Raw genomic sequence first — 15,922 nt, 5'->3', positions numbered from 1 at the left:
CGATTATTAGAAACGCTGCACTCTACCCATCTAAGAGCGAATGCAGTCAGCACTACATAACAATTACTTTACCGCTCATTTTCTCGCCGTGAATAGCGCAAATATAACTGTATTCACCCGGTGTGCTAAAAGTGTGAGTAAACGTGGAATCATGTTTAAGTCTTTGACTGCGAACATCGCCCATCAAAATAATATGATTTGAGCCGTCGTAGTTAGTCCATGTAACGGTGGTGCCAGCTTTGACCTTTAATACAGCTGGTGAAAACCGCATAAAGTCGACTATCGAAATGGTATTCACAGCTTGTTTACCAGAAGCTGCTGCGCTACCAATGACCTTTATGGGCGCCCCCACTTTTTTAATACCCGCAGATTCAACACGTTTTACTGGCACCGGTGCCGATTGCTGCGTTGGCACTGAGGGACCATGCAATGCGATGCCCGCACTCGCCGCCGCAGAGCTTGCGGAGCCTGCAACAGTAATAACACCTTTCATTGATGGGTGAAGACCGCACTGATATTTGTGAACACCGGGTGCAGAAAACACTTGGCTGTAATCAGCCCCTTTAGCAAGACGAGGACTTTCTTTACCGTCAATTAAAATGGTGTGACTAGCGCCATCTAAGTTTTCCCAAACCACACTTTGACCCGGCTGAACATCCACTGATTCAGGGCCAAACTTATAATTCTTAATTTCAATCTTTACACTTGTAGAAGCCGCCAGCACATCTGATGATATTGCAGCCCCTAAAAACATGGTTAAAGCAGCAAGTAGGGTATAAAGACAATAATATTTCTTCACAGTAAAACTCCTTCGCAATGCTCTTTTAACACCTTAAAAAAGCATTGCGATAAACGAGAAATTATTTCTTCTGACGCAAATTCCGCATACGGTTAGTACGCCACGTCATCCAAACCCCAGATATCGATAGCAAAACCGCAGCAACACCTACCAAATTAATAAGAGTGGAGCCGAAGGATCCAAACAAACGTCCGCTGTGCAAGTCGATTAATACCTGCTCCAAAGCAACCGTTGGGTGCGCATAGGGCTCAACATCTGCCTTAGCGTCTTCTGATAAGGTTTCTAATGCCGACCACCTTACTTGGTCAGGCTTGTCGAACTCATTCCACGTGAGCCCGTCTTCGGTTATATAGGTGTTCTCGCCTTGCAGAGCGAGATAAGACTCGCCGCCCTGCTCGTATAAGCCTAAATTACGAATATGGCCTACCGGCAACATGAAGCCACTTTGCTCTTCTATTACAACCCCTTCTGTAGACAGCAGGGTCAATTTGTCATTAGTGGCAACATAGAGTGTTTCACCAAGACTGTTCTTTACATCCACAAACCCCAAGGGCGAGGGTATATGCTGCTCCAATGCAATATCATCTAAAACGGTATTTTCTGTGGTAGTGACTAGCCAGTGCTCGCCAGAGCGATAGCCGTTCTCGGGAATCTCAGCGTGAAGCCCATACAAGGACATTAACGCTATTGAATTCACACGAATAGCATCCAAGCCCATGCTGACACTTTGATTTAGTAAAACGCCGCTAAAGCCAAGCCATCCCATAAAAATAAAAGCAAATAAACCTATACGTTGATGCCATTTTCGTAACAACATCGATACATTCATTTTAGATTTACCCGCCGACGGCTTAAGTGTATTAACAACCGCCTTTCGCTTCATTTCTGAAGCCACTGGCGTCGCGGTCTCAGGCTCTTGTACATCAGCTGCACGGAGCGCATTTTGATCACGCATAGTACCTCCTAGAAACTAATTTCATTTTTTGCGCAATGAATCCAAGGTGATCGCGGTACGCGCCATCCGTTTCATCATATTCACAGACAAGGTCGCGCCCGTGATATTGTCTACTGGTTTGTCTAGTCCGTTTCCTGCCGCTTTCGAGCCATTTATTTGGTTTAAAAACGAAGGCTCCGCAACCTGCTCCCCGCGAGACTCCCGATAGACCAAAACCTTGGCTGAATCGACCACACCATTATTGATAACAAAACCACTTGTGGTTGGCACATAGCCCTCTTTACCAATGTCATCAAATATCCACACAGTTCTTTCACCGTCTTCCCAGTAACGAACTCGCTGCTGTGGAAAGGAGCGATTAAATACTGCAGAAATCTTACTTTGCGCACTATTGTCGAGAACCAGCATCTTTGGTGCCGGAACATTGTTTTTAAATACCTCCGCCAAAAACACCTCTGGGGTTTGGAAGGTTTTATAAATTTCAAATGCTTTTACTGTTGCGGCACTAAACAAGCACAAACCTAGAACAGCAAATAGCGGAATCATTTTCGATTTTGGGGCCAGTACTGCGGCATCTGAAACAGATGCCGCCCCGCCCGCTTTGTCATATAGAAAAAGCATGCGCTCTCCAGTGTATTAACGAGTTACGATGGCGTGTTTATATGGCGCCAGACCAGCAATCATTAAGTTACAAGCTTCATAGGTAAGCTGAATACGTTCACAAGCGTTGTAAGCTGCCTCAACAACCGCATTGAACTGAGTCAGAGTAATTCCTAAATCAGCATGTGCAGCGGCCATGCTTGCGCCCTGGTATTCAACTTCATTACCGCCAAGCACCAACTGCAATAGCTGAGTATTGAGGTAAATTTGTCGCTCGATATTACCGAACTCACGAAACACATGATTGATTCGGTTATCCAGCATGATGTAGTAGAAAAGGCTTTCAACCCAGTTACGTACACCCTCTGGACCGCCAAACTGCTCAAGCGCGTCACTGTCGATAGGAGGATAGGTTTCAGTTTTACCCGTTTGGGAAAAACTCGGTGATGCCGCCACGCTCAACATAAAAGTTATCGCGATAGTACGAAATAGTTGTTTCATAATTCTCTCCTGAAATTCAAAAAGTATCTTACTTACACTTAGAAACTAGCTTGTAATGACATATAAAAACCATGCTGATCAGGAGTAATGGTGATGTTACCTAACATCGCATATGCCATCGTGATAGAGAGGTTTTTATTCGGGAAAAACGCAACGAAAATGTCATACCAGTCACTTTCGTGTTGGGTTAATGTCCCAGCTACTGCAGACAGACCCAAAGTTTCTAATGTAGGCTGCAAAGACGTTAAATCTAAACCAGCAACTTCTACACTTTCGCCTTCAAGATTATCCCCGTGCTTCGCCCACTCCATACCAATAACAGTATCTTTACGGAGTAGATAAGCTATAGAAACTTCCGGGCGAATCTCTTTATCGCTGCCACCTGGACCACCAAAACCTACCAGACCAGTTTGGTTAGCGGCGGTGTATCTAGCAGTAACGTTTATAAGCGTATTGATGGGGAAAAATATCTTAGTTGCGGATATATACGCTTCCCAATCTTTAGCTTTGTCGGCCTTGAGGGTTTTCAACAAGTCTTCGTTCTTGTTGTTTTTGTAAAAGGCACCAATTGCGACCTGAGGAATTAAATTATCAGAGTCGTAAATTGCTTCACCAAAAACTCGAACCTTGGCACCAATGACCTCCATATCAATTGTGGTATTAAAAGGTTCAATACCAGTATTAATTGGGGTACCGGCTAATGAGCCTGTTGCTCCACCTAAGGTATCAGTAACAAGACCAACGGTATCAAATGTCGAACCCGTTGTTAGCGAGCTAGAAGTGTAAGACAACTCAAATCTATCCCAAAAACCAACCGCCGCACCCACAGAGTGCAAGGTATAGTTCGCCAATGGCGCGTAAGTATAGTGAAGATCTCCGTTAATCCCCTCTTTAGTTGCGTAGCCGGTAATTGTTGCCCAAGGTGTAATACCGCCACCACCAGCACCATCGATCATGCTAACACCGCCGGTAGCCAATACCTTACCTGAGTCAAATAAGTCTCCATGAGATATACTACTCGCGAGCATTGCTACGAATAACGCCGCACCTTTACTCAAAGGAAACTTGTTTCTTTTTGCTTCTTCCATTTTGATGCTCCTAATCAATAGACAAACCACAATGCATAAATAAATGCCCCGCGTTCTCGCGAACCTTCTCTGTTCTTAAATTGCCAATCGCAAAGTTGTTTAAAATTTAAAAACTCAAGCAACCTATCTAGCAATTCAAAACACGAAATCCGTCTTTTTAAGGGTGCATTACACAACTAGCAACGGATGTGCCATATATGAAAATCAGAATAAAGAGTGTCATGTAGGAAATATCTAGGCGCGCAGAAAGTGCATAAACAAACACCGACACACGACAAAAATGCGCGATTTATGAGCGAAAAACAGAGGGGTATGTCAATTTAGTTACATAATGGAACCAGTAAATCTGCAATATGAATAAATACAGTGCACAAAAAATTATTTATCCCGCCACCGCAAAAATCATCAATTTTATAGCTGCACACTTATGTAGCCACATCATTCAATACAATAATAAGTAGATTCGCACCAAGACAGCGCAAGCAATAAAGATAAGCAAGAAGCGAAATGTCATAGCCGAGCAAAAGCTTCGACATGAAAGTAATATTTGCCACTGACAAAACCAACATCGCCGCCAATCAATATACAACTATCAATTACCATCACATCCTGTCAAAAAATTACCAACATGGTGCCAAATAAATGCAATAGCACCACAACAACTCGCTTGATTACGCACAGCTTTTAATCACACGCACAATAGCAATGCATAAGATGCGATGACTGCAATAGAATTACTTACATTTGATCTTAAATATGACAAATTTTATTTATTTTTATGAAATTTATTACTTATTAGACATATTAAAAACAATATTCTTGCTTGGCACCCTAATTGCAGACTTCTGAAAACAATAAGTTCCTTAACACGCTTAACCCTTAATCTTCCTGGAGTCACAATGAAACCATTAAATGCATTATTACTCAGCACTGCACTCACAGTGGCAAGTCACGCACACTCTCAAGCCGATCTTACGAGTATTCCAGCTGGATTACTCGGCGGAATACTTCCGAGTGTTCTTGATCTTACCAACCAATCATTACCACTAGTAAACGACTTGCTTAGCAATGAGCTTATCGGCGGACTGGTGCCATTAACGTCTGATCTTCTTGGCCCGATTCTGGCGGGTGGACTGCCACTAACATTGGAAGTCTTGGATGGTGTACTTCCCTTACTGGATGGCTTAACCGCATCTGGCATTCCACTTCCAACCGCAGACCTATTAGGTCCATTATTACCAACAGTACTAGAAACGACGAATGTGGTGGTTATACCTTTATTGAATGGTGTAATCGCTGGCGGCATTATCTAATTTTTATTTTTGCGCATTGCGGAGTTAGCTATCAGCTGTTGTTTTCTCCCCTGAAAAGCAACAAGTTAACTCCGCCTTTTTTCATTTATAACTACAAAAATTAATTGACCTATAGATCCCTAGGGAACATAACTAATCGGGTAGTTTCCATAAACAAATACCGGCACTGACTTGCTCTCAAATTTCATCTGTTTAACACGCTGAATCAGCTTATTCTTTAGCTCCGGATTGAAAAAGCTAGACGACACAATAGTACAGTCACTCACACTACCATCGGGCTGAATGGTTAAGGCCACCACCACTGTCCCCGCGCCAATAGTAGAGTCGCTTCTCGCTGCGCGATTAAATATGGCATAAAAGGCACTTTTGCTGCGATCAAAAGCTAATTGAATCTCCTCTAAACTACGCGTCTTCTGCCCGCCCGCGCTGCCACCTCCTGCCACGGCAACCTTTGGTTTACCCGAAGACACAGCCACTTTTTGAGTACTATGTTTACCTAAGGCAAGCTTATTCGCATCATCGCTAATATTCTCACCATCAATAGCACCTACTTCACTGCCCCGTGTATTGGCACTCATCAAATTAGACGAAGGTGACGCCACATCATCTACAACACTACCCCGATCCCGTAGCGCCTTTACTGACGCTAGAGATCGCGTGTCGGTGTCTCGCAATATTGCCAGCTGCTCACTAAAGGCCATTACGCCACTGCTCGCGGCGACCTTTTTTGCCGCTGCGGTATCTCGCTGCACATTTTTTGGCGATGACGCCGGTGGCTCAATGGCTTTTACCGGCTCTGGAATTATTTGCTTAGGCACCTCAACAGCCTTGATAGGCTCGGGCTTGGTATCTGGAATGTCTGGCGATTTGGCTTTCGGCTTTTCTAATACCGCCGGAGGCAGTATCTCTAGGTAATATTCCTCCTCGATTTCCTTTAATTCCTCTAGGGGTTCTATCACCCAAAAAGGTAAAACAATAAAAAAGAATAGCGTTATGGCTAGGACATTGGCCAATATTTGGCGGAATCGCCTATCGGCATCCTGATGAATTCCCCAATTGTCGAATCCCAGCTGTGTATTATTAAAGCCAACATTCATAGACTAGCTCCTTGCTCTAGCGCCCTAACCGCTAATGACACTTTGCCAAACTTTGCATCTACGCAGGTCGCCAATACTTTCTTTAGCAGTTCATACGGTGTTTTATAGTCTGCAACAATATTGACATCGAGTATTTCAGGCTCACCGTCAATTAGCGGCTTTTCATCATCTTTCTGCCTGCTACTCAATACCTGCGCCAAACTTTGCAAAGTTCGCTCATTTACAAGCAGCGCCTCATCCACACTCATAACCACATGATCATCTACCAATATACTGTGATCACTTATGGCTACAGCGACCGTTCGTTTAGCCTTATCTTTAGATATTGAATCAGGCAGCTTGAGGTTCTGATACTCAGGAATAACCTCTACGACCAAGGCATTAACAAGTAAATAAAATACTAATATGGCAAATATATCGATCAAGGAAACGACATTAATACTGACCTGTCTTTTCGACTGCTTAATTTTGCGAATAATGCGTCTTTCGCTTGCTGAATAACTCACTTAGCACCCACCTCAGCATCACCCATTGAAATTGCAGGGAAAAGCGGCACAGCGTCACTCCCTTCTGTCGGTGGAGATTCACGAACACTGTCCATTACCCTAATAATTTGCTCATAGGGCACATTATCTGCGACGAGTAAACTGACGCGCTCTTCATTTGGATGTTCTGCCTTAATTGAACGAAGTAGATTAGATAATGAATCAATATCTACCTTAGCATCGATGTGATTAATACTTGTGCGCACACCCGATTTGCTAACAAGCACCTTGTTATCATACAAGCTGATCGCCAATTGAAAATCAGCTTGCGTTGAACTGGGTGTATTACTTGCGACGGGAATAGTGAGATTTAAGGTATGTAATTTACTTGCAGAAATTGATGAGCCAACGAGTAAAAAAAACACCATTACCGCAAACACATCGATCATCGATACTATATTTAATTCACCATCGCCATACCCTTTTAGCTTTCGTTTTAATCGCCGAGTTCGTCTTGATCGGCGCTGCTCTACTTCTTCATATTCCGGTTCTGCTTGAAATAATGAGGTCACCGCAAACTCCTTGAGCGCCCATTGCACAAACTACGATTTAAAATGCACGGCACTGCTATTACTAACTAAAGACACAAAACGAACACAAGCAGACTCCAGGGTATTCACCAACTCTTCAGCCTGACTTTGCAAATACGCATGGGCAAACAAGGATGGGATGGCAACCATCAGACCAAAGGCTGTACAACTCATCGCCTCTGAAATACCCGCCGAGAGCAAATTTGCCTTCTCGATAGGATCCGCACCACCTAAAGCGCCAAAAGCAGTAATCAAGCCAAAAACAGTACCCAACAAACCCAACAAGGTCGCTGCATTTGAGAATGTGGCGAGGTAGTGGGTTCTTCTCTCAATCGTTGGCAATATTGAAATCAAACTATCTTCTGTCGCCATTTCTAGCTCACTGCGACGTCTTGCACTAGACGCCTTATCCAGGCCTTCATTAAGGATTCTAGCTACAGCAACTTTAGATTTTCCTACAAGGGCTTGGGCCTCTGACAAATCATCCGCACTCAACATGGGTGAGACCTTCGCCCATAGCTTGCGATTTTCCCGCAGCGATTTCCCCAAAAACACAAAGCGCTCTATGCTTATCGCCAACGACAGCGCAAGCACCACTGTTATCGGATACATAAAGTGTCCGCCATTATTAAAAAACACAACAAAACTATTTATGGCTTCCATGTAACTTCCTCACCGACAATCATTAAATTGCGCCCATTGATGGCCGCAACTACCAATTATTTCTTTGCAAGCGCCAAATTTGATATTCACGACGCGCTTGATCCCACTCCGCTTGACGTTTGAAGTCACTCATATCGACCTCAGCAATCTCCTCCTTCAACAATCGCGGTGGCCGGTCAATATCGCTAAGCTTTTCGTTACTCCAGGGCATAAGATATAAGCCGACCGCTGCCGCCTCGTCGCCGTGAATTGTCATACCCATTGTGGTTTCCGTCGTCGTGGCAGGTGCCCCCTCACCGTTCGCCAAGGCACCATTTACAATCAACATCAGACTTAGAGTAGCGACACCGAAACATCTCATCTCACTACCTCACTATTTGTCGCGACGTAGTTCATGCTCTCTTCAAGATTGCGAATCCACGCAGACACCAACGTATTTTTACCGCCGGTCTGCGTTTGATATATTCGGTAATGATCCAAAGCCGCTTTGGGTCTGTTCAGATTCGCCTCATACAACATAGCAAGATTCAAATGCGCTTCTGCGTACTTAGGGTCAATCGCAATGGCCCGCGAGTACCAATTAGATGCAGCGGAAAAGTCATTTTTTACACTGCTAAGATAGCCCAACCAATTCATCGCTACGGTGTTTCGTTCTTGACACTTAAGCGCCTGATAAAAGTAATTTTCCGCTTGATCGTACTGGCGTTGACCGGCGCTAATAATCCCAAGATTCGTCCACGGCCCAGAGTAATTTGGCGCTTTCTCAGTGATAGCAATAAGCGCTGTTTTCGCAGATTCAATATCCCCCGCCTGCATAGCCGTCAGCGCGTCTTTGAATTCAGCCGCGTATCTCGAATTGCCGCCGTCATTTTTCACGACCTGATTTGTGCTCGAACACGCAAGCAATACAGAGGAGATGAAAATAGCGAATAATATTTTAATAAAGTGAGTCATAAACTTTCTCAAGATGAGGTTGCTTGCCATACTTAGCCGGCGCCAATGCCGCCAGCGCAATTAAGCTTTTCCGCACCCCTGCGGTCCATACGCCCTCGCCAACCAGAGCCATATTTGACTCGTATTCAGCAATGGCCTTTTCCTCAAAGGGGTATGCCTGCTCTTCTAACAAAATCATATATTGCTCTAAAACATCGCCATCTAACTTTGTTGGCACTTCCGATTCCATTAAGGCGGTGGCGAACTTTCGATACAGCTCACCCAACTCGTAATTCGCCAAAGTCGTAATATCTGAAAAGCCAAAAGAAGACGACTTCATCAACGAGCTGATGGCTTTCTCCATTGCCGCACGTCTACGCGGCAAACTCTTCTCAATAGGTAAAGACAGGGGAATTGCATTCGCCGAGGCCACATCCACCATCGCCAATTTGTAACTGGCGTCGGCGGCCATTAATTGAGATTGCGCGTTATTTTCTCCCGAAAGCTGATCTTCCTCGACAATATGACGCAACCACTTCAAATGACTTTTTGAATTTTCGGGATACAAACCCGCCAGCATGAGACGTGTTTTCTGCGCCTCGTCAAGCGGCTTGGGAAACGCTTTTAAATAGGTTGTTAGTACGCGGATACCGTCTCCGGAAGCACCAGCGGATAAATAGTGTTTTCCCGCCGTTAATTGTGCAGTTCTACGCAACTCGCTAGAAGCCGACTGATACAAGGCGATGCGCTCGTATACTTTTGCCGACTTCTCTAATTGTGAAGACTTCTGATATGCCGTAGCCAGCATTTTGTCAGCGTCTAGCGCCATACTATGCCCACTGAACTGAGCATTAAAGCGCGCCAACAGCGTTGCGGATTGCGACCATTCTTTTACTTCAAATAATTGCCCTGCCGCATTAAATATTGCCTCAGCAACAAGGTCTTTATCCTTAGCTAAATCGGCCGCGCGCTGGAATAAATTTGCCGCTAAACGCGCCTGCCCCTGCTCTCGAGCGACCTCAGCCTGACGATATACTGATATCGCCAATCGCCGCTCTGCGACATCCTTGCGCTCACTATTGTCTAAGCCCAAACGTGGCACTAAGGCCGCATAGTAGGTCTCTGAGTTCCCAAAATCTTCTTTAGCGAAATACGCATCGGCAAGTAAACCCAATGCCTTGTCTTGTAGTGCGGTATCAGACCAGTTTTTAGCATCCACCAAGGGTTGGCAAATCGCGATAACATCGTCATAGCGATTTAGGGCGTAGTAATCCTCCGCTCCCGCAAGTAATACGAATGAGCGTTGCGAATGACTGGGAAAGCTCGCTGCAAATTTAGCGATTGCGGCAAAAACCGTCTCACCTGCGCTGCTAACTTCCGCTTCTGCGGCACCACTCAGTTTTAGACTTTCATGCCACTGGCGATATGACTTCACCTGCGCGAGAGCAGCGTCGCCGGCAGCCTTAGCGCCCTCAAGTTCATACGCTAATTTGCCGTATTGTGCTGCAGCGTCCGCAAAGCGTGCAGCATCATAAAGCGCATCCGCGTATAGACTTATCAGAGTTTCCTGCTCTTTATCCTCAGGAAATGCTGAAATAATCGCGAGGTATTTATCTGCCACTTCAGAAAATTGTGGTCTCGCATTTTCAGGCTCGCTGGCGGCAAGGGTCTGCGCCGCTGTGTGTCTAAACTTTACAACCTCGCCCATATACTGCCGAACTAAGGATTTATGGCTATCGCTTAGCGTGTCACCTAACCACACTGCACTTTCTGGCCCATAGCTCGCTATGTATTGCTCCTGCCCTGCAACCGCTAATTCCTCAAAGCCACCGTCCTGATAAGACTTCACCGCCTGCTCACTAAAGCCCTGTGCTAATTCATGCTGCGGATGCAATGACGCAAACGATTCATAAACATGGGCAGCATCGGTATAACGCTTTTCTTCCGAGAAAATAGCGGCAAGACCGCGATATATAAGAGGGAAATAATTTTGGCTATCGCCTCGACTAAAATAGGTGTTGATGTCGTCTGAGGAGGGATATTTTGAAAACGCTCGGCTCATACCCCGTACAGCGTCTCTAAGTAATTCCGTCCTATCTTTTGGTGCGGCAAGGAGCATGTCATCTAAGCTACTAATCTCAGATTTTAAGTCCAACTGATTTAGAATATTGGCAAAACCTACCACCGCCGCCTCGTAATCACTTAGCTGATAATACGTCCACGCCTGCTTATACTGAGCCAGCCACCAAAACTCGACAGTAGATTCACGACCACTTATACGCTGATACTCTGCCACTGCCTCGCGATAGCGCTTACGCAAATACAACATTTCAGCGGCTCTGAATGACGATTCATAAAGCCGTGTTGACTTCGGATACTCAATGGCTAAACGCCGCAAGGTATCGATAGAATTATCGCCTTGCTCACTCAAATCAAAAGCTCTGGCTAGTTGATAAAGCACAAAATCGCCGGCGCTATAATCGGGATATTCCTTCAGCAATTGCTTGTACAAATTAATGGCCGTGCTTAATTCCTGCTGAAGCGATGCCTGGCTGGTATTCGTGCTTTTTTCAGAGCTTATATGCGCGTCAATAAACTCAAGCCGCAAATCCGCAGCGCGACGCATAGATTCCGCCCGCACCGCCGGTGCGGCAGCTAAGGCAATCACCCGCTCGTAATGCTGTATCGCGGCGCGCCTTGCCGTCTCCATTTCTTTTTCGGCATCATCAATTTCTAATTTGGGAGTTGGCCTTACAATAAGGCGATCGGGATTCTGGGCATTGCGGTCCAAAAGGCTGCCGATGGTTTGCGTATCGCCCTCTATTGCCGAATAGGCGTGACTGGCGCTAAACACTATGGCGATAAGTAGAGCCAATGTTGCTCGGCGCGCGACCGTCGGAGCGACTTTCTTAGCGTGATCATTTCGGCTCATGATTCACCCCCACTCCAAACCACACCGGATAACTGCAGGCGAAGTCGTTCGTAGTTTCTTGCTAGGGCAAACTCGGCTTCCGCAGAATAAGCTTCGGTGCGATGACGCCGTTCCACAATTCGCGTCAATGCCAGCTTTTCTAGCTCGCTAGCTAAGGTCGCACGTGCGTCGTCCACCTCCGCCAACGCCGCCTCATTACTGCCACCACCTAGGGTATTTAAACGCTTGTAGATAAGATCGAGCTGCCTAAGCTCTTGTAGCGTGTTGCGAAACTCGGCGCTATCTAGCAGTAGACTCAGATAACCGCCCAAGCGATTTGCGGTTAGTTCGCTAAGCCAAATATCCCAGCCGTTGCTGTCTATATCTGCGGCGCGAATACTGCTGATTAAGCCGCCACTGCGAATATCATTTTCGATCTTCACCAAATCCTGGCTCGCCTGCTTTAAACGCTCCACCGCAGAGACATAATATTGCTGCGCCCGCGTTTCTTGCCCATCCCAGTGGAGCATTATATAAGGAAGTATCAACATAACTTCCTGCACGGCGGGATCAAGGGAGTCGCGATTAATCAACTCCATCCACGGAACAATAGCGGCCCTTAAATCTTCTTCTTTCTCGCCTTTGGCGATCGCCCAAGCGCGCCGGAACGGTGCTTCTCGACGCGACCAAGCAATGTCGTCCTCAGACCCAGACCACAGATACCCTTCTGCAGACACTTTACTCGCATTTAGTTTATCTAAAGCTGTTTCGCCTTCAGTCCCGGTATTGGGGCTCAGCAATGCCCACCCCAGACCGACAAGCGCCTTATTGGCATACATGCTTAAACGTCGAACTTGTCGAAAGTAATGAACAGCTGAGCGATTATCTCCAGACTCTAAAAAATAGTAAGCGAGTGTTAAATTTGCTTTGTCTTGCAGTAATATCGTGTCGTTCTCTAAATACTCACCAACAGAAATTTCTTTGAGTACACTCACACCGTCAAGCGGTGTATTTGATTTAAGCAAAGACACACCGCGATTATAATTCGCATAAATATCAGCGGCGCTATTCCCTACATATTGCGACTCATTTTGATGTGAAAGTTTTATACCAAGTGCCGACAAACTCACACCCAACTCATTCGCTGCAGCCAGAAACGCCGCATTCATCTCGGGGCCGGCATCTATAATTTGGCCGCGTTTATTTGCCGTCGTCGCTAACTCAATTAGCGCATCAAACGGTTTGTGTGTCCGCGCGTTAAAATACGCCACCCGAAGCCGAGGGTCACGCCCTGTTCCCTGGGTGTAGGTATCTGCCAGCACATTTGAGCTTAGCGAAGACAGCAATAATGAAAGAACAATAAAGACTCTCATAATGTTGGACGCCATTCATGTAATACAAGCTCAGCCTTGCCGAGCACTTTCTTCATGCCGTCGCTAAATAATTGCAACTCAATATGGGTTTCTTCGCTGACATTTACCTGCTGATCTATCGTAGGAAATACCCTGTCGGTATTTGGTCCACCGTCACCCGCCATCGCGACAAACTCCGCGCGAATTCTATGTTCGCCAGAAGCCAAATCTGCACTGTTAATAGCATGTAATCCCCCCGCTAATAGCGCTCTGGACTCCATTTCACTATAGATATAACGAACCGGTTCAGCGTCGTCTATTTGAATTTTTGCTGCTTGAATGACAAAGCTCTCGGCACCGTTGCCGATATAAACGTGAACACTATGAAGCGCCTCGCTAGAGGACGCGGAATACTCAGGCGACAGATAGCTCTGTATAGCCTTGGTTTTTATACCCGCTAGTTTTGCGTCGCTAGAAAATGAATTTATTGAGTTTAAAAACAATAAAGTCACAATCGAAATTTGTATTTTGTTTAAAGAAAAATGCGCCATGACTAAACCGCCTGAATCTGCATTCGTCGTCTACAGCAAAAATTATCCAAAATCCCTGCTTTCAGACATGACTTTGCAAGAGGCGCGCCAAAGAAATTTAGTCCTGGTATTTTTTTGAGATTAAACAGGGCTTCGGTTTGGTAAATCAGGAAAAATGTGGCCTAGGGCACAAAATTGGCCCCGCCAGCAACGTTTGAAATCAAAATAGAGGGATGCATTACGCCCAAATAGCTCGCAAACGCACCAGCCTAGTACACAAAATAATTACATGCGGGTTCAGGAACGCACCACAAAGACACTATTTTTTATAATGTGCAGTCAACATCTAGACGAAAACTATGGCGTCTCGGTACATTCGCGGCGCTAACGCATCAGGCTCCACAGCAAACACACAAACAGGAATAGCGATATGCCCTGCCAGGTTCGGACCGGATTACGGGTGAGTAGCGGCTGGAACTCATTCTTCATATATTCTGGATTGGGATGCTCCAGATCATACACAAACTCAGACACATCGTTGTAACGCAGTTCGGGGCTAATGCTGAGTGCGCGACTCAAGGCAGCATCCAGCCACAGCGGCACATGGGGGTTGTAGTGGCAGGCAGACACATACTCCAAGCGGGAAAACGCCGCCGTCGTTGTGCAATTCTGTAATCGATCCTGATAGGGCTGCTGCCCAGTCAACATCTCAAACACAATCACCGCCAACGAAAATTGATCCGCCTTAGCGCTAGGACGACGCCCCAACACATGCTCGGGCGCTGAGTATTGCGCCGTACCAAGCACCTTGTCGCGCTCAATTGGCACGGCTATTTCAGCTAAACCCGCGACATAGCAAGAACCAAAATCGATGATTTTAACCCCGCCGTCGTCACCAACTAATATATTATCTGGCTTAACATCTTGATGAAAGGTGTCACGCCGATGCATGGCCTGCAGGCCCTTGGCCGCAGGTAAAATCAGCTCCAACATCGCCTGAGTTGTCGGCTTGGGGTTCTTTACCATCCACTGCCCCAAGGTTAAGCCAGAGCAGTAATCAGACAAATAATATAGGCAACTGGGCGCTTTAGGCGGCTCCACAACGTCGATAACGTATTCACTATTAATACGCCGACCAATCCAACTCTCTAAAATAAAGCGCTCGATATAGGCTGGATCGTCATTAAAATTTTGCGACGGCGTCTTCATCACATAATGGCGATCTGCGCTTGCGTCATAAACCTGATAAAGCTGACTGCGGGGGCTGGCGTGAATTTCAGACTCAATCACCAGGCCGTCCAACACCATGCCTACACTCAGCGGCGGCGGGAAAGGTAGCGCGGTTAATTTTCTGTAGACATCCCCGGCGTCTTCAAGGGGCAGAGCATCTACCCTGAGCAACTGGCAACTTACATTATCATCGCTACCGGCGGCCAAAGCTTCGTCGAGCAAACATTGTGCTGCGTGATCTAGCTCATTGCCGCTGATAATGGCCTGCATCTGCGCATTGCTCAGCACGTCGTGAATGCCGTCTGTGCTCAATAAAAACACGTCGCCAACGGCGACATCGGCGGCGCGGTAATCCACATCTAAATTAATATCTAAACCCATTGCACGGGTGAGATAGGACTGACCTCGACCAATCGGCATAGCGTGATCGCGGGTTAGTTGCTCAAGAAATCCATCTCTTAAACGATATATTCTGCTATCGCCAACATGGAATATATGCGCCGTTTGCGATTTAAATATGGCAATACTTAAGGTGGAAACATAGCCTTTTTCGGCTTGCAAATAATGCTGCCCCTGACCGTACAACCAACGGTTCAAGGCATTTAATACCTGCTGAGCAGAACGCTTTACCGACCAAGAGTCTGGCGTTGAAAAATAATCACTCAAGAACCCCGTTACACAGGTTTCTGCAGCCTCTTTACCCGCCTCTGCGGCGGACACGCCATCGGCAATAACTGCCACCGCACCCTTGGTGGTAAGTTGGTCGTCATCTGGCACCCGAATGCCAAGACTGTCTTCGTTAACGGATTTTTGCCCAGCACTGCTGTGCTGGGCAATCGACAATTTTAAGCCGCCATCAAAGTGCATCGGATAAA

At 46.2% G+C, this 15,922-nt stretch carries 16 protein-coding genes; 1 reads left to right on the top strand and 15 read right to left on the bottom strand.

The genetic code is table 11. The annotated features are described in order from the left end of the window. Positions 1-52 precede the first annotated feature (52 nt). From C0068_RS07615 to C0068_RS07595, 5 genes are all read right to left on the bottom strand, one after another. A complete protein-coding gene (locus C0068_RS07615) occupies positions 53-799 on the bottom strand; it encodes a cupredoxin domain-containing protein (protein ID WP_103683897.1) in 747 nt (248 codons plus the stop codon). 61 nt (positions 800-860) lie between these two features. Continuing rightward, positions 861-1,754, bottom strand: a complete 894-nt coding sequence (locus C0068_RS07610; RefSeq protein ID WP_103683896.1) for a PepSY domain-containing protein — start codon at positions 1,752-1,754, stop codon at positions 861-863. 21 nt (positions 1,755-1,775) lie between these two features. After that, positions 1,776-2,375: an FMN-binding protein gene (locus C0068_RS07605; protein WP_103683895.1), complete on the bottom strand. Its 600-nt coding sequence runs from the start codon at positions 2,373-2,375 to the stop codon at positions 1,776-1,778. 15 nt (positions 2,376-2,390) lie between these two features. Next, the gene (locus C0068_RS07600) at positions 2,391-2,855 is read right to left on the bottom strand and encodes a group I truncated hemoglobin (protein WP_103683894.1); all 465 of its coding nucleotides are present in this window, start codon (positions 2,853-2,855) and stop codon (positions 2,391-2,393) included. Positions 2,856-2,893: 38 nt separating this feature from the next. Beyond that, positions 2,894-3,943 carry a DUF3034 family protein gene (locus C0068_RS07595; protein ID WP_103683893.1) on the bottom strand — a complete coding sequence of 350 codons (1,050 nt, stop codon included), beginning with the start codon at positions 3,941-3,943 and terminating at the stop codon, positions 2,894-2,896. Between the two features lie 899 nt (positions 3,944-4,842). On the opposite strand from C0068_RS07595, the gene C0068_RS07590 reads away from it, so the two are divergent. Then, on the top strand, positions 4,843-5,256 hold the full coding sequence (locus tag C0068_RS07590) for a hypothetical protein (protein WP_103683892.1): 414 nt from the start codon (positions 4,843-4,845) through the stop codon (positions 5,254-5,256). Positions 5,257-5,375: 119 nt separating this feature from the next. Here C0068_RS07590 and C0068_RS07585 read toward each other — a convergent pair whose 3' ends face one another. The 10 genes from C0068_RS07585 to C0068_RS07540 all read right to left on the bottom strand — a co-directional run bounded on the left by C0068_RS07585 (position 5,376) and on the right by C0068_RS07540 (position 15,914). Then, entirely contained in the window at positions 5,376-6,353 is a 978-nt protein-coding gene (locus C0068_RS07585) for a TonB family protein (protein WP_103683891.1), read from the bottom strand. Beyond that, on the bottom strand, positions 6,350-6,859 hold the full coding sequence (locus C0068_RS07580) for an ExbD/TolR family protein (protein ID WP_103683890.1): 510 nt from the start codon (positions 6,857-6,859) through the stop codon (positions 6,350-6,352). The genes C0068_RS07585 and C0068_RS07580 overlap by 4 nt, the downstream gene beginning before the upstream one ends. Then, entirely contained in the window at positions 6,856-7,410 is a 555-nt protein-coding gene (locus tag C0068_RS07575; RefSeq protein WP_103683889.1) for an ExbD/TolR family protein, read from the bottom strand. Before C0068_RS07575 ends, C0068_RS07580 begins: the two co-directional genes overlap by 4 nt. Before the next feature lie 30 nt (positions 7,411-7,440). Then, a complete protein-coding gene (locus C0068_RS07570) occupies positions 7,441-8,091 on the bottom strand; it encodes a MotA/TolQ/ExbB proton channel family protein (protein WP_199176135.1) in 651 nt (216 codons plus the stop codon). A 49-nt stretch (positions 8,092-8,140) separates the two neighbouring features. After that, positions 8,141-8,452: a hypothetical protein gene (locus tag C0068_RS07565; RefSeq protein ID WP_146047852.1), complete on the bottom strand. Its 312-nt coding sequence runs from the start codon at positions 8,450-8,452 to the stop codon at positions 8,141-8,143. Beyond that, positions 8,449-9,045: a tetratricopeptide repeat protein gene (locus tag C0068_RS07560; protein WP_158249936.1), complete on the bottom strand. Its 597-nt coding sequence runs from the start codon at positions 9,043-9,045 to the stop codon at positions 8,449-8,451. The genes C0068_RS07565 and C0068_RS07560 overlap by 4 nt, the downstream gene beginning before the upstream one ends. Next, complete coding sequence (locus C0068_RS07555; RefSeq protein WP_103683886.1) at positions 9,029-11,956, bottom strand: hypothetical protein; 2,928 nt, start codon at positions 11,954-11,956, stop codon at positions 9,029-9,031. Before C0068_RS07555 ends, C0068_RS07560 begins: the two co-directional genes overlap by 17 nt. Further along, complete coding sequence (locus C0068_RS07550; RefSeq protein WP_103683885.1) at positions 11,953-13,308, bottom strand: hypothetical protein; 1,356 nt, start codon at positions 13,306-13,308, stop codon at positions 11,953-11,955. The genes C0068_RS07555 and C0068_RS07550 overlap by 4 nt, the downstream gene beginning before the upstream one ends. Then, positions 13,305-13,838, bottom strand: coding sequence for a hypothetical protein (locus C0068_RS07545; protein WP_103683884.1), 534 nt, complete (start codon positions 13,836-13,838; stop codon positions 13,305-13,307). The genes C0068_RS07550 and C0068_RS07545 overlap by 4 nt, the downstream gene beginning before the upstream one ends. A 363-nt stretch (positions 13,839-14,201) precedes the next feature. Further along, positions 14,202-15,914 (bottom strand): bifunctional protein-serine/threonine kinase/phosphatase, encoded by a 1,713-nt coding sequence (locus C0068_RS07540; RefSeq protein ID WP_103683883.1) that lies wholly within the window; start codon positions 15,912-15,914, stop codon positions 14,202-14,204. Between the last annotated feature and the right edge of the window lie 8 nt (positions 15,915-15,922).

This window comes from Zhongshania marina, assembly GCF_002915595.1.
In the GTDB taxonomy this organism is placed as follows: domain Bacteria; phylum Pseudomonadota; class Gammaproteobacteria; order Pseudomonadales; family Spongiibacteraceae; genus Spongiibacter; species Spongiibacter marinus_B.
This window is presented reverse-complemented; position numbering and strand designations above follow the sequence as displayed.